The 19,253-nt window shown below is 71.5% G+C and carries 11 protein-coding genes; 9 read left to right on the top strand and 2 right to left on the bottom strand.

The window, feature by feature from the left end; all coding sequences use genetic code 11:
- Positions 1-334: 334 nt before the first annotated feature.
- The 3 genes from IL992_RS41625 to IL992_RS41635 all read left to right on the top strand — a co-directional run bounded on the left by IL992_RS41625 (position 335) and on the right by IL992_RS41635 (position 5,601).
- Positions 335-1,282 carry a LysR family transcriptional regulator gene (locus IL992_RS41625; protein WP_319019164.1) on the top strand — a complete coding sequence of 316 codons (948 nt, stop codon included), beginning with the start codon at positions 335-337 and terminating at the stop codon, positions 1,280-1,282.
- A 127-nt stretch (positions 1,283-1,409) separates the two neighbouring features.
- A complete protein-coding gene (locus tag IL992_RS41630) occupies positions 1,410-4,595 on the top strand; it encodes a M28 family peptidase (RefSeq protein WP_319019165.1) in 3,186 nt (1,061 codons plus the stop codon).
- Positions 4,596-4,752: 157 nt separating this feature from the next.
- Positions 4,753-5,601, top strand: coding sequence for a dioxygenase family protein (locus tag IL992_RS41635; RefSeq protein WP_193208790.1), 849 nt, complete (start codon positions 4,753-4,755; stop codon positions 5,599-5,601).
- Between the two features lie 114 nt (positions 5,602-5,715).
- Here the strand turns inward: IL992_RS41635 and IL992_RS41640 are convergent, their stop codons facing one another.
- Positions 5,716-8,112 carry a LuxR C-terminal-related transcriptional regulator gene (locus IL992_RS41640; RefSeq protein ID WP_193208791.1) on the bottom strand — a complete coding sequence of 799 codons (2,397 nt, stop codon included), beginning with the start codon at positions 8,110-8,112 and terminating at the stop codon, positions 5,716-5,718.
- 246 nt (positions 8,113-8,358) lie between these two features.
- Here IL992_RS41640 and IL992_RS47210 point away from each other — a divergent pair, with 246 nt between their 5' ends.
- The 6 genes from IL992_RS47210 to IL992_RS41675 all read left to right on the top strand — a co-directional run bounded on the left by IL992_RS47210 (position 8,359) and on the right by IL992_RS41675 (position 18,613).
- Positions 8,359-11,544 carry an amidohydrolase family protein gene (locus IL992_RS47210; RefSeq protein WP_319019166.1) on the top strand — a complete coding sequence of 1,062 codons (3,186 nt, stop codon included), beginning with the start codon at positions 8,359-8,361 and terminating at the stop codon, positions 11,542-11,544.
- A 272-nt stretch (positions 11,545-11,816) separates the two neighbouring features.
- A complete protein-coding gene (locus IL992_RS41655) occupies positions 11,817-12,731 on the top strand; it encodes an ABC transporter ATP-binding protein (protein WP_193208792.1) in 915 nt (304 codons plus the stop codon).
- On the top strand, positions 12,728-15,076 hold the full coding sequence (locus IL992_RS41660; RefSeq protein WP_193208793.1) for a YhgE/Pip domain-containing protein: 2,349 nt from the start codon (positions 12,728-12,730) through the stop codon (positions 15,074-15,076). The genes IL992_RS41655 and IL992_RS41660 overlap by 4 nt, the downstream gene beginning before the upstream one ends.
- Entirely contained in the window at positions 15,073-15,687 is a 615-nt protein-coding gene (locus IL992_RS41665) for a TetR/AcrR family transcriptional regulator (RefSeq protein ID WP_319019167.1), read from the top strand. Before IL992_RS41660 ends, IL992_RS41665 begins: the two co-directional genes overlap by 4 nt.
- A gap of 319 nt (positions 15,688-16,006) precedes the next feature.
- A complete protein-coding gene (locus IL992_RS41670) occupies positions 16,007-17,848 on the top strand; it encodes a substrate-binding and VWA domain-containing protein (protein ID WP_193208794.1) in 1,842 nt (613 codons plus the stop codon).
- A gap of 12 nt (positions 17,849-17,860) precedes the next feature.
- On the top strand, positions 17,861-18,613 hold the full coding sequence (locus tag IL992_RS41675; RefSeq protein ID WP_193208795.1) for a hypothetical protein: 753 nt from the start codon (positions 17,861-17,863) through the stop codon (positions 18,611-18,613).
- 65 nt (positions 18,614-18,678) lie between these two features.
- On the opposite strand, the gene IL992_RS41680 is transcribed toward IL992_RS41675, so the two are convergent.
- Positions 18,679-19,122, bottom strand: coding sequence for an acyl-CoA thioesterase (locus tag IL992_RS41680; protein ID WP_193208796.1), 444 nt, complete (start codon positions 19,120-19,122; stop codon positions 18,679-18,681).
- Positions 19,123-19,253 lie beyond the last annotated feature (131 nt).

A 19,253-nucleotide genomic window follows, 5' to 3' on the forward strand; every position in this document is an offset into this window, starting at 1 on the left:
GGTGGCCGGCGCCACTCCTGGTCCCGCTGGGGGAATTCATGAATGTGAACAACATCCATGAACCGGAACGCGGCCAAAATTACGGACCTCGGGAACGCCGGTCAATGCTCTGCGTCGGCAAGCCGACGGCTCGATCCGGACGTCGGCCGATCCGAGCAGGTGACAGCCGATGCGCCCGGTGCCCGGCGGTGAAATTTTCATGAAACACGGACACGCAGGCGGGCGCCCGACTCGCGCGAGCGGCGGTGCCGGATGACCGCCAGGCACCCCCACCCGTCCTGACGAGCCGCTCTTGGGTCTACTGCAAAGTTTCTTTACTTATTACCCTCGTGGCGTGGAGCTAGAAGTGCGTCATCTGCGCGCGGTCTGCGCCATCGCGGACCACGGAAGCATCTCCAAGGCCGCCGCCGCGCTGAAGACCTCCCAGCCGTCCCTGACGGCTCAGCTTCGGCGCATCGAGTCGATGTTCGGCAGCCCGCTGTTCGAGCGCGGCAGGGAGGGAGCCTCGCCCACGCCTCTCGGCGAATGGGTGCTGGCACGCTCCCGCTCGCTGCTGCCCGCGTTCGAGGAACTGCGGCGCGACGGCATGCGGTTCGCCGGCCGCAGGGTGCTGCGCGTGGGCTGCATGTCCAGCCACCTCGCGCTGCACATCATCGGAACGCTCCGAGAGCTGCTGCCGGACGCCGAGGTCACGCTGCGGACGGAGGAGGCGATGGACGTGCTGCCGAGCCTGTTGCGCTCGCGGCGGCTGGAGCTGGCGACGCTCGCCGACTACCCCGGTCTCCCGCTCACGCCGCCCGCCGGCGTCGGGTACGCGCCGGTCGCCTGGGAGCCGATCTTCGTCGGGGTCGCCGAGTCGCATCCCCTGGCCGCCCGGCAGGAGATCGACCTGGCCGACCTCGCCGAGGAGGAGTGGTCACTGCCGGTGATGATCGAGGTCGGCCACCGCGAGCACTTCGGCGAGGCCTGCGCGCGGGCGGGGTTCGCGCCGAAGATCGGCTGCGAGGCCACCCTCAGCGTGGCGGTGGACCTGATCGCCGCGTCCCGCTGCGTCGGGATGTTCCAGGCCACCAGCCGCGGCTACCCGGGCATCGCGATCCGCCCACTGGCCGGGACGCCGCTCAGCTTCCGCCACCTGATCGGCTGGACCGAGGCCGGTCCCGTCGATCCGCACATCGCCGAACTCGTGGCGGCGGTGCGCCGGGCGTACTGGGCCGACGCGGAGAAGTCGGCGGTCTACCAGGACTGGCTCGCTCGCCACGGGCCTCTTGCCCAGCCATAGCGCCCCCTATAGCGCGACCGTATAGGAAGGTGCGGGGTTACCCGCCCTCCGTCGTCGATGTCACGGTGTGTCTCAGCCCCGGCCGGGCTCCTCCCCTCAACCCCCCAAGGGACAGGAGTCACCAGGAGTGAGACCCCCTGCAAGGTCAGCGGCGCTGGCCGTACTGACGGCGGTAGCCCTGACCTCGTCATCCCTCACGGGAACGGCCATCACGCCGGCTTCCGCGTCGAGCGCCCCGGCCCCACCCGGCCCCCAGGCGCGCGCACTCGCCAGCGCGGCGAGCGCTCTGGCCGCTTCGGCGCAGGCGCTGCACACCGCGCCCTCGGACGCGTTCACGCTCGCCCGCGCCGTCACCGGCGCGGGCGGGCTGCGCTACCTGACCTACGCCCGCACCCACGCGGGCCTGCCCGTCCACGGCGGCGACGTCATCGTCTCCACCGACGCGTCCGGACAGACGGTGCAGGTCGTCACCACGGGTCAGCGCACCGAGTTGGACGTCTCCGACGTGCCCCGCGTGACCGAAGCCCAGGCCGCCGCGAAGGCGCGCGGCCTGCTGGCCTCGGTCGAGTCCGTCGGCACGCCCACGCTCCTCGTCGACGCCGCCCTCGACACGCCCAGGCTGGCGTGGGAGACGGTGGTCACCGGCAGGAGGAAGGGCGACGTCCCGAGCGTCCTGCACGTCTTCGTCGACGCCGTCACCGGCAAGGTGCTCGACTCCTACGACGACGTCAAGGCCGGCGTCGGGCACAGCTACTACAACGGCAACCCGGTGACGATCCAGACCTCCGGGTCGGCCGGCAACTACTCGATGACCGACACCACCCGCCCCGGCCTGCGCTGCGGCGGCCAGAACGGCACCGCCTACACCGGGCCCGACGACGACTGGGGCAACGCCTCGGGCATCAGCCTCGAAACCGCGTGCGTCGACGCGCTCTACGCGGTGCAGACCGAGTGGAACATGCTCCGTGACTGGCTCGGGCGCAGCGGCATCAACGGCTCCGGCGGCGGCTTCCCGATCCGGGTCGGCCTGGGTGACGTCAACGCGTACTGGAACGGCAGCTACACCACGTTCGGCCACAACCAGGCCAACAACCAGCAGGCGACCTCGATGGACGTGGTGGGTCACGAGTTCGGCCACGCCATCGACCAGTACACGGGCGGCGGCGCGGGCAGCGGCAACGAGGCCGGCGGCATGGGCGAGTCGACCGGCGACATCTTCGGCGCGCTGACCGAGGCGTACGCGAACAACCCGAACGACCCGCCGGACTACCAGGTCGGCGAAGAGGTCAACCTGGTGGGCGGCGGGCCGATCCGGTACATGTACCGGCCCTCGACCAACGGCGACCCGGACTGCTACAGCGCCTCGATCCCGAACACCGAGGTCCACTCGGCGGCCGGCCCGCAGAACCACTGGTTCTACCTGCTCGCCGAGGGCACCAACCCCGGCGGCGGCAAGCCGAGCAGCCCCGTCTGCAGCGGGCCCTCGTCGCTGACCGGCATCGGCATCCAGAAGGCCGGAATGATCTTCCTGGCCTCGCTGAACCTCAAGACCCTCCCGCGTACGCACGCCAAGGCGCGGGTGAACACGCTGAACGCCGCCAAGTCGCTGTTCCCGGGCAGCTGCGTGGAGTTCAACGCGGTCAAGGCGGCCTGGACCGCGGTCAACGTCCCGGCGACCAACGACCCGACCTGTACGGCGAACCCGGGCGGCAACGACTTCTCCGTCTCGGTCAACCCGGCCTCCGGCAGCACGCAGGCGGGCCAGGCCGTGACCACCACGGTGGGCACCACGGTCACCACCGGCAGCGCCCAGCAGATCACGCTGCGGACCGGCGCCCTGCCCACCGGCGTCACCGCGACGTTCACCCCGGCCGCCGTCACCGCCGGCCAGACCTCGCAGCTCAGGCTGGCCACGTCCGCGAGCACGCCCGCGGGCGCCTACCCGATCACGATCGTGGCGGACGGCACGGACGTCGACAGGCAGGCGACCTACTCGCTCACGGTGGGGTCCGGCAATCCCGACCCGGCCACGCCTGACATCCCGGTGGCGAACATCAACGCGCACCTGCAGCAGTTGCAGTCGATCGGTAACCGGCCCTCGCCGTCCGGCGCGTACACCAACGCGCTGAACTACGTGAAGGCCAAGCTCGACGCCGCCGGGTACACCACGCGGACGCAGAGCTTCACCTACAACGGCCAGACGCACACCAACCTGATCGCCGACTGGACCGGCGGGCCGGCGAGCCCGACCGTCATGCTCGGCGGTCATCTCGACAGCGTCGCGGCGGGCCCCGGCATCAACGACAACGGGTCCGGGTCGGCCTCGCTGCTGGAGGTCGCGCTCACCCTCGCCGCGCGCAACCCCACTCTCACCAAACACGTGCGGTTCGCCTGGTGGGGCGCCGAGGAGCTGGGCATGCGCGGCTCGACGTACTACGTGCAGAACGGCGGCGCCGCCGGAGTGGAGACCTACCTCAACTTCGACATGACCGCCTCGCCCAACGCCGGATACTTCGTCTACGACGACGACCCCGCGCTCCAGAAGCTGTTCAACGACTACTACGCCACGCTGAACGTCCCGACGGAGATCGAGACCGAGGGCGACGGTCGCAGTGACCACACCCCGTTCAAGAACGCGGGCGTACGGGTCGGCGGCGTCTTCACCGGCGCCGAGACGGTCAAGTCGGCGGCCCAGGCGCAGAAGTGGGGCGGCACGGCCGGACAGGCGTTCGACCGCTGCTACCACTCCGCGTGCGACACCTACCCGGCCAACGTCAACACCACGGCCTTGGACCGCAACGCCGACGGCATCGCGTACGTGCTGTGGAAGCTCGCGGTCGGGCAGGGCCCGGCACCCGCGGACGACTACACCGTCTCGGCGAACCCGTCCTCTGCCTCGGTGCAGGCGGGCCAGTCGACGACCACGACGCTGTTCACCCAGGTCAGCTCGGGCAACGCCCAGCAGGTGACGCTGTCGGCGTCGAGCGTCCCCGCGGGGGTGTCGGTGTCGTTCTCGCCGCAGACGATCAGCGCGGGGCAGTCGTCCCAGGTGACGATCTCGACGACCGCGGGCGCGGCGCCGGGCACGTACTCCATCGGCCTCGACGCCGACGGGAGCAGCGCCGACCACTCGGCCTCCTTCTCCCTCACCATCGGCGGCGACCAGGGCGACACCACCTGGAAGGAGTGGACCGCGTACACCGCCGGCCAGACGGTGACGTACGCGGGCAGGACCTACCGCTGCCTCCAGTCGCACACCTCGCTGCCCGGCTGGGAGCCGCCCAACGTCCCGGCCCTCTGGCAGCCCGTCTGACCACACGACGTCGCCCGGACCTGACTCGGAGAAGCGGGCGACGTCTCCCGACCGGGCGAAAGCCGTCCGCCCGGTGAGGAGTCAGGGCGGCGTACCTCGCGGAGGGGGGCCGTCGTCCTGACTCCTCCACACCCCGACCATCAGATGGAGGAAACCCATGGAACCCGTAGACCTCGGAGACGAGGAAAGGCCCGGCGGGATAACCCGCAAGGCTCTGCTCAAGGCGGCGCTGATCGGCGCCCCGATGTCGATCCTGGCGGGCACGGCGGCCCATGCCTCGCTCGCCCGCGACGTCGCCGTCACCGGCGGGCCGCTGCTCCCCACGCCGTTCTGCGACGACGACGATGAGCCGACGATCGAGCAGATCGAGGGCCCGTACTTCAAGCCGAACTCCCCGCAGCGCACCACACTGCCGGGCAGCGGCACTCCCCTGACGGTCAGCGGCTACGTCTTCGGGCTCTCCTGCCAGCCGCTCGCCAACGTGCTGCTGGACTTCTGGCAGGCGGACAGGAACGGCGCCTACGACAACGTCGGCTTCAACTTCCGCGGCCATCAGTACACCGGCACCGATGGCTCGTACAAGCTGACCACGATCGTCCCCGGGCTGTACCCGGGACGCACGCGGCACATCCACGTGAAGGCGCAGGCCCCCAACAAGCCCATCCTCACGACGCAGCTGTACTTCCCCGGCGAGCCGCGCAACAACACCGACACGATCTACGACGCCAGGCTGCTGATGAACGTCCGCACCAACGGCGCCGGCCTCGAGGCGACGTTCGATTTCGTGCTGAACGTCCAGGGCGCACCCCCCAGCGGCAGCCCGTCCGCCAGCCCGACGACCAGCCCGACCACCGGCCCGGGCGGGACCTGGCAGGCCGGCCGGACGTACGCGGCCGGCGACACGGTCGGCTACGGCGGCTCGACCTACCGCTGCCTCCAGGGACACACCGCCCAGGCCGGCTGGGAGCCGCCGAACGTGCCGGCGCTGTGGCAGCGCGTCGGATAGCGCCGCCTGCACCCCGTAGCGCCGGGACAAGATCCGAGCCTGGCCGGAGGCTGCCATCCGAGGCAGCCTCCGGCCAGGCTGTTTCCGCACCACTGCGGCATGCAGGGCCTGCGCTCAGCGAGGGCGGGAAGGGGGCGGGGGGTTGTCGTGATCCTGTCGGCTCTCGGCGCCGGCCTTGCGCGCGGTCACCCAGGCGGCGATCTGGGTGCGGGAGTTGAAGGCGAGTTTGTTCAGGATGCGCTCGACGTGGCCCTCCGCGGTCCGCTGCGAGATGACCAGGGCCGAGGAGATCTCCCGATTGCTCAGGCCCTGCGCGATCAGTTCGGCGATCTCCCGCTCGCGCGGGGTCAGCGGTGACGGTTCCGGTTCGGCCGGCTCCCGGCGCTCGTCGCGGTCCACGGTCCCGCCCTTGTCCAGCTGCTCGCCGAGCGCCTCGGCGATGGCGTCGTCGAGCGTCAGGCGTTCTCCCTGACGCAGCGCGCGGTCGAAGGCGTGGTCGCCCATCTTCGCGCGGAGGGCGCTCACGCACCGCTCGTGAAACTCTCTCTGGTGCTCCATCCACAGGACGGTCACTCCGGCCACCCTGCACACCCCCTCCGCGGCGCCGAGCATGCGGGCGGCGGCAGCGTGCCGACCCTCGCGGTGCAGGATCCAGCCGAGCGTCTCCAGCGCGGTCCCGAGAGCGAGCCGGTCGCCGAAGCCGCGGCCGACCCGCAGGCTCTCGCGGGCCAGCCACGTCGCCCGGGCGTTGTTCCCCCGCTGCCACTCGTGAACGGCGAACGTGGTCAGCACCCAGGACCGGATCCAGCTCTCTCCATGGCTTTCGGCAAGCGCGAGACTACGCTCGAACAACCGCCCCGCCCGGTCCGAGTCGCCCAGACAGTCGACCGAGGCCGCGAGCGCGAACAGACCGGTGACGACGTTGATGACGTTCCCGGCGGGGGTGAGCCCCTCCACGGCCTCTTCCAGCAGGACGACCGCACGTGCGTTGTCGCCCCTCTGGTGCGCCCCGATGCCGGAGACCAGCGACGCGAAGGCCAGGATTCTCGTGTCCCCCAGCTTCTCCGCCAGCGCCCGGCCCTCGCCGACGAGAAGCTCCCCCACCATGCGGTTGTTCTGCATCAACGCCAGATGTGCGTCGGTGCACAGCGCCTCGGCCCGAACGGCGGTCGGCTGCGGAGCCACCCGCAGGAGCCGGTCGAGCCAGTAACGGCCCTCGCTGTAGAACGCGTTGGGGATCCAGTGGGGATCGAACAAGAGGGTCGCCATGCGCAGCCCGGCCTCCGTCTCACCGGGCTCGTCCAGGGAGAACTCCATGGCGGCGCGCAGGTGCGCCCGCTCCAGCCGCAGCCGGGTGAACCAGATGGCCTGGGCGGGGCCGAACCACTCGGCCACCGCCCGCTCCACCAGGCGGAGGTAGTGGTCACGGTGGCGGCGGGCCAGTGAGCGCCGCTCGTCGGGTCCGCCCAGCCGGTGGCCGCAGAACTCCCGCAGCGTCTCCAGCATGCGGTAGCGGACCCGGCCCTCGTGTTCCTCGCGCACCAGCAGCGACTTGTCCAGCAGCACGTCGATCAGGTCGAGCACGTCTTCGCGCTCGATGCCGTCGCCGGTGCAGACCGCCTCCACGGCCTCGAGGTCGAAATGACCCGGGAAGATCGACAGGCGGCTCCACAGCGTCCGCTCGGCCGGTGACAGCAGCCGGTAGCTCCACTCCACCAGCGCGTGCAGGGTCCGCTGCCGCGGCGCCGCGGTAGGACTCCCGCTCTTCAGGACGCCGTACCGATCGTCGAGCCGCTCGACCAGCGCGTTCACCGACAGCGCCCGCAGCCGCACGGCGGCGAGCTCGATCGCCAGCGGGATGCCGTCCAGCCGGCGGCACAACTCGACCACGGCGTCACTGTTGTCCGGGGTCAGGCGAAACCCGGGGACGACGGACGCCGCCCGCTCCAGGAACAGGCGGACTCCGTCGTACAGCTCCAGCGCCCGGCTGGGCGCCCGGTCCGGCTCGGGGAGCGCGAGCGGGGCGACCTTCATCTGGCGCTCACCCATGATGCCGAGCGACTGGCGGCTGGTGGCGATGATCCGCAGGTCGGGCACGGCCCGCAGGAGCCGTTCGACCAACGAAGCGCAGGCGTCCCGCAGGTGCTCACAGTTGTCGAGCACGATCAGCGTCCGCTGCGCGGACAGCGCCTTGATCAGCGTGCCGAGCGGTGAGGGCTCCGACTGGTCTCCCACGCCCATCGTCGCCGCGACGGTCTCCGCCACCAGCTCCGGGTCGTCGAGGGTGGACAGGTCGACCAGCCAGATCGCGTCGACCGCCCGTTGCTGCTCGGCCGCGGCCCGCAGCGCGAGCCGGGTCTTGCCGACGCCGCCCACTCCCGTGAGGGTCACCAGGCGCGAGACGGTCTGCATCTGGCGAATCTCGTCGAGCTCCCGCCTGCGGCCCACGAAACTCGTCAGATCAGCGGGGAGGTTGCCGACCCGCCGCGCGAGCGACACCGCAGTGACCACCACTTCACACTAGGTGGGACGAATTCCCAGGTCAAAGATGATGTCTTCGACCCGAGGGCGGCCGGTTTCCCGCGCCGTCCGCCAGTGTCGGAGACGTGAACCCTACGGGCGATCGACCCACCGGGCCGAAGATCGTCGCCGCTCCGTCCTCGTTCGTCTGCGTAAATCTTTGCGCGGCACTGGGGAAAAACCGAAACCGATTCGGTTATGGTCGCGATACCTGCCTCACAGCGCTCCGGAGTCCGCGTGACTGCCAACACTCAGGCGCAGCCTCCCAGCCCGCCGACCCAGCTCAAAGCCGGCGCGCTCGGTGCGACGGGCATCATGTTCATGGTCGTCGCCGCGGCGGCGCCGCTGACGGTTCTAGCCGGCGTCGCGCCGCTGGCGATCTCGATCGGAGGTATCGGCGCCCCGGCCGGCTACCTCGCCGCCGGCGTCGTGCTGACGATCTTCGCGGTCGGGTTCACCGCGATGAATCGGCACACCCGCGGTGCCGGTGCCTTCTACGCGTACATCACGCTCGGGCTCGGTCGTACGCTCGGCGCGGCGGCCGGCATGCTGGCAGTCGTCTCCTACAACGCCTTACAGATCGGTGTCTATGGCCTGCTCGGCACGCAGTTCGCCGCCGCGTTCAACCGGTTCACCGGTCTCACCGTCCCCTGGTGGCTGTTCGCCGGGGTCGGAATAGCGCTGGTCTGGGCGCTCGGCCGGCGCGGCATCGACGTCGGCGCCAAGGTGCTCGGCGTCCTGCTCATCGCCGAGACGCTGATCCTGGTGCTGCTGGCGGCCGCGGTTTTGATACAGGGCGGGAACGGCGGGCTGACCGCGGGAACCTTCTCCGCGGACGCCCTGACGCACCCGGGCATGCTCGCGATCCTCGGGTTCTGCTTCGCCGCGTTCATGGGTTTCGAGTCGACCGCGCTTTACCGGAGCGAGGCACGTCGGCCGGACCGGGCCATTCCGCGCGCCACGTTCGCGTCGGTCGCGTTCCTCGCACTGTTCTACTGCCTGGTCGCCTGGGCGGTCGTGCAGGCATTCGGCGACGCCGATGCCGCGGCCGCCGCCGCCGCCGACCCGGCCGGCCTGTTCTTCTCCGCGATGGACGCCTACGTGGGCGGCTGGGCCAGCGATGTCATGTACGTGCTGGTTCTGACCAGCGTGCTGGCCTCGCAGCTGGCGTTCCACAATGCGATCAACCGGTACTCCTTCGCGCTCGCCCGCGACGGGCTGCTTCCGCCTGTCCTAGGCCGATCGCATCCGAGGTTCCTGTCGCCGGCGAACGCCGGTGCGGTGCAGAGCGTGCTGGCCGCGGCCGTCGTGACCGCGTTCGCGCTCGCGGGTGCGGACCCCTACCTGCAGCTCATGCTCATGGTGAACACCCCCGGCGTGCTGGGCGTCCTCACCCTGCAGGCGCTGACGTCGGCCGCGGTGCTCGCCTACTTCCTGCGGCGCCGGAGCCTCCACGGGGCCGCGGCCGCGTCGACGTGCGCCGCACTGGCCACGGCACTGCTCGCCCTCGCGCTGTGGTTCATCGTCGCGCAGATCGGCCTGCTGACCGGCGCCGGGACCGCACCGAACACATTCCTGGTCGGCCTGGTACCGGCAGTGCTGATCGTCGGCATCGGCTGGGCTCTTCACCTGAAAAGGCACCGCCCCGACATTCACGCGCTGATCGGCGGCGAGGGCGTCCGCCGCGCGGAAGCCGCTACCGCACCGGCCCCGCCGACCCCTCCGGCACCCGCGCCCGGCGATCCCTCGGGCGACCGCGACCGCGTGGGGATGTCCCGCCGCCCCGGCAGATCTCGCTCCATGACCAGCGCCGACCTCATCGTCCTGGCCGATCGGATCCACACCATGGCCGCGCCCGGCCCCGCCGTCACCGCGCTGGCCATCCGCGGCGGTCTGATCACGGCCCTCGGCACCCGCGACGACGTACGCCACTGGCGCGGCAACCACACCGAGGTGATCGAGCTCGGCGACGCCACGGTCACCCCCGGCCTTGTCGACGGCCACTCCCATCCCGTGATGGGCCTGGATCTCACCCGCGGCGTCGATATGTCCGGGGTGTCCACGCTCGACGAGCTGATCCGCACGTTGCGTGCGGCCCCCCGCGGCGGGTGGCTGTGCGGCTGGGGTCTCGACCCGAACGCCTTCGGCGGCGCCCCGATCACGTATCAGCCCATCGTCGAGGCGCTCGGGCCGGATGTCCCTCTCTATCTGACATTGTCCGACGCGCACTCGGCGCTGGTCAGCCCCAAAGCGCTGGCACTGGCCGGCATCACCGGGCCGCGCGAGTTCGCCTCCGCCGCGGCCATCGTGTGTGATCCGGACGGCCGCCCGACCGGGCACCTGCTCGAACTCGACGCGATGAAACCGGTTCAGGCCCTGCTGCCCGCGGACAGTCCGGCCGATCGGCGGCGACGGCTGCTCGACCTGCTGCACCGCATGGCCGCGGCCGGCTACACCGCAGGCAACGCGATGGACTTCGAGGGCGACGCGCTGGAACTGCTCCGCGCGCTCGAGGCCTCCGGTTCGCTACCGATGCGATGGCGCTTCGCGCCCTTCGTCATGCCGGCCGGCTCCGCCGCCGACCTGGCGCGCGTCGTGGAGCAACAGCGCCTGCGCGGACGACGCTGGCGCGTCGAGGGCGCGAAGTTCATGATCGACGGGACGATCGACGGTGGCACGGCGTGGCTGGAGGAACCGGACACCCATGGTGAGTCCACCGCTCCGCTCTGGCCCGACCCGGCCGAATACAGCGCCGCGGTGCGTCATCTGGCCGAGCAGGGCGTGCCCACGGTCACCCACGCGATCGGCGACGCCGCCATCCGGCACGTCCTCGAGACGCTCGGCGACCTGCCGCGCCGATCACCGGTGCCGCACCGCATCGAACACCTGGAGACGCTGCCGGCCGACCTGCTCCCGCGGTTCCGCGCTCTCGACATCACCGCCAGCATGCAGCCGACCCACTGCACGCACCACATACGCGCCGACCACAGCGACAACTGGTCGACCCGGCTCGGCCCCGACCGTGCCCACCGCGCGTTCCGCTGCCGCGACCTGCGAGAGCACGGCGCCCGGCTCGCACTCGGCTCGGACTGGCCGATCGCCCCGTTCGACCCGCGGGCCATCATCGCCGAGGCCCGGTTGCGCCGCCCAGCCGGCCAGCCGGACGCCGAGCCAGTCCTGCCCGGACAGGCACTGACCGCCCGGATGGCGCTGGAAGGCTTCACCACCGAGGCGGCCGAAGCCGCGGGCCAGGCAGGCCACAGCGGCCGGCTCGCCCCCGGGTTCGCGGCCGACCTGGTCGCGTTCGGACTCGACCCGCTCACCGCAAGCCCGGACGAGTTCGCCGAGTCCCCCGTCCTGCTGACCGTGGTCGACGGCGACGTCGTCCACCGGGCCGGTGGCCAGGTTCACCATTCACCGTGAACAGCGCCTACTGACCACTTGGAGGAGCTGACCCAGCCGTACCCCGCCTGCGACCGCTCCCAGCGCTCTTTCGAGATCGGCTTGCGGATCCTCCTCGCCGGCCTCAACGACCTGGTCGGCGCTTGTCGTAGCGAGTGGCCAGGGCGACGAACTTTCCTCTTCGCGAACCTCGCGGTGTAGGTGAGATCACACGTTCTCCGGGCACAGACCGGCACGTCCCCGGCGCTATTCTTTTGTACCGACTGGTCAGTGCAAAAGAATGGAGCACAGACGTGGATACCGGGCGGACCGCCGAGGACGTCACCCCCTCAGCCAGAACTCCCGCCGGGCCGTCCGGCCCCGCGGCCGGCCCCGCGGCCGGCGGCGCGTTCGGCGGCGTCGAGGTGGAGGCGCGGGGGCTGGGCGTGCGGGGTGGTCACGGCTGGGTCTACCGGCAGGTCTCCCTGCATGCGGCCCCCGGGACGCTCACCGTCGTCACGGGCGAGGCGGGCAGCGGCCGTACGAGCCTGCTGCTCACCCTCGCGGGGCGGATGAAGCCGATCGAGGGAACGCTCACCGTCGGCGGCCTGGCGACGCCCCGCAGGATCAGGCAGATCGCCGCACTCGGGCTCTTCACGGAGGTGAACCCGTTCGACGACGCCCTGTCCGTACGGGAGCACCTGCAGGAGCGGCTGCGCCCGCACGGGTTCCTGTGGCGCAGGCGGCACCCGGACGCCGCGCGGTCGGCGCTCGCCCACGCCGGCCTCGACACGGACGCGCTGCCGGACGGCGATCGGACTCTGACCAGGGAGCTCACCCAGGACCAGGCGGTGCGGCTGGGCGTCGCGCTCGCCCTGCTCGACCAGCCGGGCCTGCTCCTCGTGGACGACGCCGACACCGGCATCCCCGCGGGCAGGCGGCACGAGCTGTGGGACATCCTGCGCGGCCTCGCCGACCAGGGGCTCACCGTCGTCGCGGCGTGCACCGACGCCGAGGAGGCGACCGGCGTGGCCACGACGCTGCTGCCGCTGCCCGTCCCCGCTCCCCCTCCGCCGCCGCCCGTCGCCGGGGACGACCTCGGGGCGCCGCGCCGCGACGACGCGGAAGGAGTGTCACCGCCCGTTGCCGACGACGACACCGGGGCGGCGCACGGCGACGACATCCGCGACACCATCCGCGACAACGCCGAGGAAGGAGAACGTCGATGAGCGTCCCCCTCCCCGGCCGGCTCGAACTGCGCAGGTTCATGCGCTCGCGGCTCACCAGGGCCGCGCTGGTCGCCGTGATCATGCTGCCCCTGCTGTACGCCGGGCTCTACCTGTGGTCGTTCTGGGATCCCCAGGGGAACCTGAGCCGCGTACCGGTGGCCCTCGTCGTGGAGGACCGTCCCGCCACCGCCGCCGGCGCCGCGGGCGGCCCGCCGAGCACGGTGGACGCGGGCCGCGAGCTCGCCGCCGAACTGGAGAACCGCAAAGTCTTCGCCTGGCACCGGGTCGACGCGGCCGAGGCCGACAGGGGCGTCCGCGAGGGCCGCTACTACCTGTCGCTCACGATCCCGGCCGACTTCAGCGCCGACCTCGCCTCACCCTCCGGCGACGGCACGCCGCGCCCGGCCCAGCTCGGCGTACGGGTGGACACCGGGCGCAGCTACATCATGGAGACGATCTCGGACGCCGTGTTCCGCGAGGTCAAGGAGGCGGCCGGGCGCAGTGCGGTCAAGGACTACCTGGACCAGATCTTCCTGTCCTTCGGCGAACTGCACGACAAGACCGCCCAGGCGGCCGACGGCGCCGACCGGTTGCACGACGGAGCCGCCGCCGCGAGCGACGGCGCCGCCTCGCTGGCCAAGGGGCTCGGGTCCGCGCAGAACGCGACCGGCAAGCTGTCGTCCGGAGCGGACGCCCTGTACAGCGGGTCGAAGCAACTGACGAGCGGGCTGCACCAGGCCAGGACTGGCTCGGCCTCCCTGTCCGCCGGCCTGTCGAAGGCGGCCGCCGGCGCGGCCGACCTGCGCAAGGGCCTGTCCGCGCTCGACAAGGGGGCGGCCAAACTTGCCGAGGGCAACCGCGAGGTCTACCGCCAGGTCCACACCCTGTCTCCCACCGTCAACCGGGCGGCCGACGAGTACGTCCCCGTGCTGGAGAAGAACGGCGACCGCATCCGGCAGGCCGCACTCACCCTCGCGAAAGGCGCCGACGGCTTCGCCGACGCGCTCGACGGCCTGCCGCAGGAGGTGCAGGGCTCGGCCGGCACGGCCAGACAGGACCTGCGCGCCGTCCAGCGCTGGCTGAACACCCATCCCGACGCCGACCCCGAGCTGCGCGCGCTGGTCGAGCGGGCCGCCGGGTCGGCAGGCGACCTCGCGTCGGCCGCCGGACGGCTGCAGAACCGCCTGGGCGTTCAGACGGGCAGGCTCGACGACCTCGCCGGTACGGCACGGGCGGTGGCGGACGACGCCCGCGAGCTCGCCGCCGCCGCACCCGGCCTCGGAAGCGCGCTCGACGACGCCCGCGACAGGTTCAACCAGCTCGACAAGGGACTCAGGCGACTGGTCGACGGAGCGTCCGGCCTCCGCGACGGCACGGGCAAGGCGCTGAGCGGGGCCTCCTCGCTGTCCCGCGGCCTCGGCACGCTGAACAGCGGTGCGCGGAACCTGTCCACCGGCCTGGCCAGGCTCGACAACGGAGCGAGCGGCCTCAACACCGGTCTCGCCTCGCTCGCCTCCGGTGCGGGCAAGCTCGACAACGGCATCGGCAAGCTGCAGCGGGGGGCAGGCAAGCTCGACTCCGGGCTGGTCAAGCTGACCGACGGCTCGGGCGAGCTGGCAGGCAAGCTCGGCGACGGGGCCGCCCAGATCCCCGATTACGGCACGCAGGAGCGCGACAGCCGGACGGACATGATGAGCGATCCCGTCCGGCTCGCCACCGAGGTGGACAACGAGGTGCCCAACTACGGGACCGGATTCGCGCCGTTCTTCGTGCCGCTCGCGTTGTGGGTCGGCGCGATGGTGACGTACATGGTGCTGCGGCCGGTCAACCCGCGCCTGCTCGCCGGGTCGGCGCCGGCGTGGCGCACGGCCCTCGCGGGCTGGCTGCCGGGGCTCGCGATGGGGACGCTCCAGGTGGCGGTGCTGCTCGCCGTGCTGCGCTTCGGCCTGGGCCTGGAGGCGGCCGACTGGCCGGGTGTGGCGGCCTTCCTCGTGCTGGTCACGGCGGCGTTCCTCGCCGTCGTGCAGGCGGTCAACGCGCTGCTCGGGCCGCCCGGACGGGTGGCGGTGCTGGCGCTGCTCATGCTGCAGCTCACCTCGTCGGCGGGCACGTATCCGATCGAGACCTCTCCCGGGTTCTTCCAGGCCATCTCGCCGTGGCTGCCGATGAGCTGGGTGGTGTCGGCGATGCGCCGCCTCATCAGCGGTGGCGACACCGTCGTGGTGTGGCAGGCTTGCGGCGTGCTGTCCGCGTTCGTCGCCCTCGGTCTCGCGCTCACCGTGCTCGCCGTCCACCGCGGCCGTACGTGGTCGATGCGCCGCCTCAAGCCGGAGCTCTCGCTGTGAGCCGCCCCGTGGGAGGTCCGGCGAAGGAGCAGGGCGGCAGACGGGCCGAGACGCGGCAGCGGCTGTACCGCGCCGCGGCCGACCTCATCGCCGAGCAGGGCTTCGCCGCCACGACCGTCGACGCGATCGCCGAACGCGCCGGGGTGGCCAAGGGCACCGTCTTCTACAACTTCGGCAGCAAGGAGGCGCTGTTCGCCGGCCTGCTCGACCACGGCATCGAACGGCTCGCCGGCGCCCTCGCCGAGGCCGCGCGCGGCCCGGCCGCCTCACCGGTCGCCGTGCTCGACGCACTCATGCTCGCCCAGCTCCGCTTCTTCGACGAGTATGGGCCGTTCGCCCGGGTGCTGCTGGCCGAGATGTGGCGGGCGGCGTGGCAGGACGCCGTCCTGCGGCTGCGTACGAGCGTGCTCGCGGTGTACGAGCGGGTTCTCGCGGACGCCGTGGAGGCCGGCGAGCTGCGCCCCGGCTTCGACACCGGCACCGCCGCCACGGCCGTCTTCGGCATGGTGCTCACCGTCGCCATCGAGCGTCGCGCGCTGCGCCCCGACCAGCCGGTCGAGGACGTGCACGCGACCCTGGCCGAGCTCGTCCACCGCCGCATCTCGCCCTGACCGGCGCGGACGTCGACACCAGCAGGGCGGTGTCACACTTCAGCCGGGCCCGCAGCGCTGCGGCGTACACGGGCCGACTGAAGCGTTTTTGCGCGTCGTGACGCAACTGCACCTCGACGATCACCGCCATTCGGGCCGTCCCCGAGCCGTCGCGGAGCACCACGACCGCGTCCGCGGTACTCCACGGGGGTCAGTTGCGTGGCGTCCACCGCCTCTGCCGTGGCCATGGCGAATCGGGGCTGGGGCGTTAGCTGGACGAGATGATCGGCAACTAACGTGATCCGCCGTTCGTCGGGATAAATGCAGGTATCCCGTGGCAATGGAGGAGACCGTGTACCCCCCACCGCAGCAGAAGCGCCGCCGCAGCGTGGCTCCGTTCGTCATCGCGGTCATCTTCGCGGGAGCGCTCATCGTCGGGCTGAAGCTGCTGTTCGGCGGGGCCTCGGGCGGCGGCGGGAACGCCGGTGACGACGAGGGCGGGAACGGGAGCAGACGCGCCTGCGGCGACGACGGGATCACGCTGACCATCGCCGCCTCGAGCGAGAAGGCCGAACTGCTGCGCACGATGGCCAACGACTACAACGGCCACAAGGTGGACGGGCAGTGCGTGGACGTGGTCGTGAACTCCAAGGCGTCCGGCGGGGCGATGCAGGCCCTGGCGCGCGGCTGGGACGAGCGGCAGGACGGCCCGAAGCCGGATGTCTGGACGCCGGCGAGCACCGGCTGGGTCACCCTCCTCCGGCAGCGCGGCGAGGGCGGCGACCAGGCGTCGCCGGTGTCCGCGGACAACCCGACGATCGCCACGTCTCCGCTGGTCATCGCGATGCCCAAGCCGATGGCCCAGGCGCTCGGCTGGCCGTCCAAGAAGATCGGCTGGTCGGACATCCTGGACCTCGCCAACGACCCCAAGGGCTGGGCGAAGTACGACCACCCGGAGTGGGGCAGGTTCCGCCTCGGCAAGACGAACCCGAACTTCTCCACTTCCGGCCTCAACGCGACCGTCGGAGCGTACTTCGCGGCCACCGGGCTGTCGGGCGACCTGACGGAACGGGACGTCGCCGCGGCCAGGACGCGTGACTTCGTCAAGGGGGTCGAACGGTCGATCGTCCACTACGGCGACACCACTCTCACCTTCCTGTCCAACCTCCAGCACGCCGACGACTCGGGGACGGCGATGTCGTACATCTCCGCCGTGACGGTGGAGGAGAAGTCGGTGTGGGACTACAACCAGGGCAACCCGACGGGCGATCCCAAGACGCTCGGCGACCACGCCAAGCCGAAGGTGCCGCTGGTGGCGATCTACCCCAAGGAGGGCACGCTCTTCTCCGACCACCCGTACGCCGTGCTGTCCTGGGCGGACGCCGCGAAGAAGGCCGCGGCGGCGGATTTCCTGAAGTACCTGCGGGAGCCCGATCGGCAGCGGGAGTTCGAGAAGTACGCCTTCCGGTCCTTCGACAGCAAGCCGGGTGACCTCATCACGACCGCCAACGGCCTCGACCCCAAGCAGCCGGCGACCACGCTCAGCACCCCGACTCCGCAGGTGCTGGACCGGATCCTCAAGAGCTGGGCCGAGCTGCGCAAGCCCGCCAACGTGCTGATGGTGATGGACGTCTCCGGCTCGATGGGCGCCGACGTCCCCGGCACCGGCAAGACCAAGCTCGACCTCGCCAAGCAGGCCGCGATCAACGCGCTGCCGCAGTTCGGCCCGAACGACCGCGTCGGCCTGTGGATGTTCAGCCTCAAGCAGGACGGCGACAAGGACTACCGCGAACTCGTCCCCCTGGGCAGGAACAACCAGTCGCGGCTCAAGAGCCGCATCAACGGCCTGATCCCCAACGGCGGCACGGGGTTGTACGACACGGCCCTCGCGTCGTACCGGTACGTGCTGCGGCACCAGAGCGGCGACGCGATCAACGCCGTCGTGTTCCTGACCGACGGCAAGAACGAGGACAACAACTCCATCTCGCTCGAGAACCTGCTGCCCGACCTGCGCAAGGAGGCCGGGCAGGAGACCGTGCGGATGTTCACCATCGCGTACGGCGGCGACGCCGACCTCAACGTCCTGCGGCGCATCTCGCAGACCACGGACGCGGCGGCCTACGATTCGCGCAAGCCGGGAAGCATCGACGAGGTGTTCACCGCCGTGATCTCCAACTTCTGACCGGGAGCCCCCTTGTCCCGCTTCACCGAGGAACTCCGCGACCCCTGGGCGCTGCTCCTGGGCGCCACCGCCGCGGGCGCGGCCTGGGCGGTCGGCGTCCCTGCTGTGGGGGTGCCCGTCGCCGGGGTCGCGGTCTGGCTCATCAAGGCGTTCGCCTCCGCGTGGCAGTCCACCGGAGGCGAGAGCCGTACGGAACCGCAGGCCCCGCCCGTGACCAAGGGCAGCGCCGAGGAGGCGTGGCTGCGGCGGGCGGAGCGGGCCGCCGCGTCGTTCGCCGACCTGACCGCCTCGATGCGCGGGCAGCTCCTGCTCGACCGGATCGCGGCGATGCGCCCGCAGGTGGACGACACCGTCGGCACGCTGCGGCGGCTGGCCGGGCACGCGTCCGTCACCGGCACGGCGCTGGCCCGCTTCGACCCGCGGTTCCTGGAGCAGGAGCGCGTACGGCTCACGCAGGCGCGGCAGACGGCCCGGCAGGAGGTCGCGGGCGAGCTCGACCGGTCGATCGCCGCCCTGGACGCGCAGCGCGAGGTGTACGACAGGTTGTCCGGCGCGCGGGAGCGGGTGCTGGCCCGGCTGCAGTCGGGCGCCATCAGCCTGGAGGGCCTGGTCGCGCGGGCCGTCGAGATCTCCGCCATGACGGCGACCTCCGACGGCGCGGGCGGCGGCGCCCAAGCACTCGACGAGCTGACCTCGGAACTCGAACTGACCCGGCAGAGCCTGCACGAGGTCGAGGAGGCCACCCGCCACGACATCGGCCCCTGAGCCCCTGATACACCGCTGCCCCGGCGATTCGGCGCGCCCTCAGCACGCCCTCAGCACGGCGCCGCCTACGGGAGCGCCGTGAGCGCCGGGAGCAACAGAGGCGCGGCGGCCTCGCGGATCTCGTCGCTGAACGGCGTCGGCCGGAAGGTGGCCGGATCCAGGTTGACGTTGACGCGGTAGCCCTCGGCGTGCACGGTGGCGCGGTCCGCGGACAGCACGCGAAAGCCGTACACCCCGCTGGTGCGTCCCATCCGCTCCAGCCAGAAGTGCACCGACTGCTCGCCCGGCTCCGCGATGGGCACGTGGTAGGTCACCTTGAACTCGCGTACGGCCATGAGCACGTCGCTGAACGCCGACCGGGCGGGGTCGGCCGCCCAGCCGAGCCGGTGCCAGAACGCGGCGATCGCCCGCTCGACCAGCACGGCGTAGCGCGAGTTGTGCAGCAGCCCCATCGCGTCGAGGTCGTCGAAGTGCACCTGGACGGTCTCGTGGACGCCACCTGCGGTCATGTCAGTCCCTAAGATCGATTTGTCTGGAGTGAGTCGCTCTGGATTCCCGGGGCGACGGGGTGTGGCTGATGTCTGTCTGCTGCGGTTGTGGCTTCGAAGGAATGGCCGCCTCGTCGCCCTGGACGCCTTGG

This window comes from Microbispora sitophila (assembly GCF_014892245.1).
GTDB classification, from domain to species: Bacteria; Actinomycetota; Actinomycetes; order Streptosporangiales; family Streptosporangiaceae; genus Microbispora; species Microbispora siamensis.

Coding starts and splice junctions, on each gene's coding strand:
- IL992_RS41680 (WP_193208796.1), bottom strand. CDS start 19,122: ATGACCGCAGGTGGCGTCCACGAGACCGTCCAGGTGCACTTCGACGAC.
- IL992_RS41635 (WP_193208790.1), top strand. CDS start 4,753: ATGGAACCCGTAGACCTCGGAGACGAGGAAAGGCCCGGCGGGATAACC.
- IL992_RS41670 (WP_193208794.1), top strand. CDS start 16,007: ATGGAGGAGACCGTGTACCCCCCACCGCAGCAGAAGCGCCGCCGCAGC.
- IL992_RS41660 (WP_193208793.1), top strand. CDS start 12,728: ATGAGCGTCCCCCTCCCCGGCCGGCTCGAACTGCGCAGGTTCATGCGC.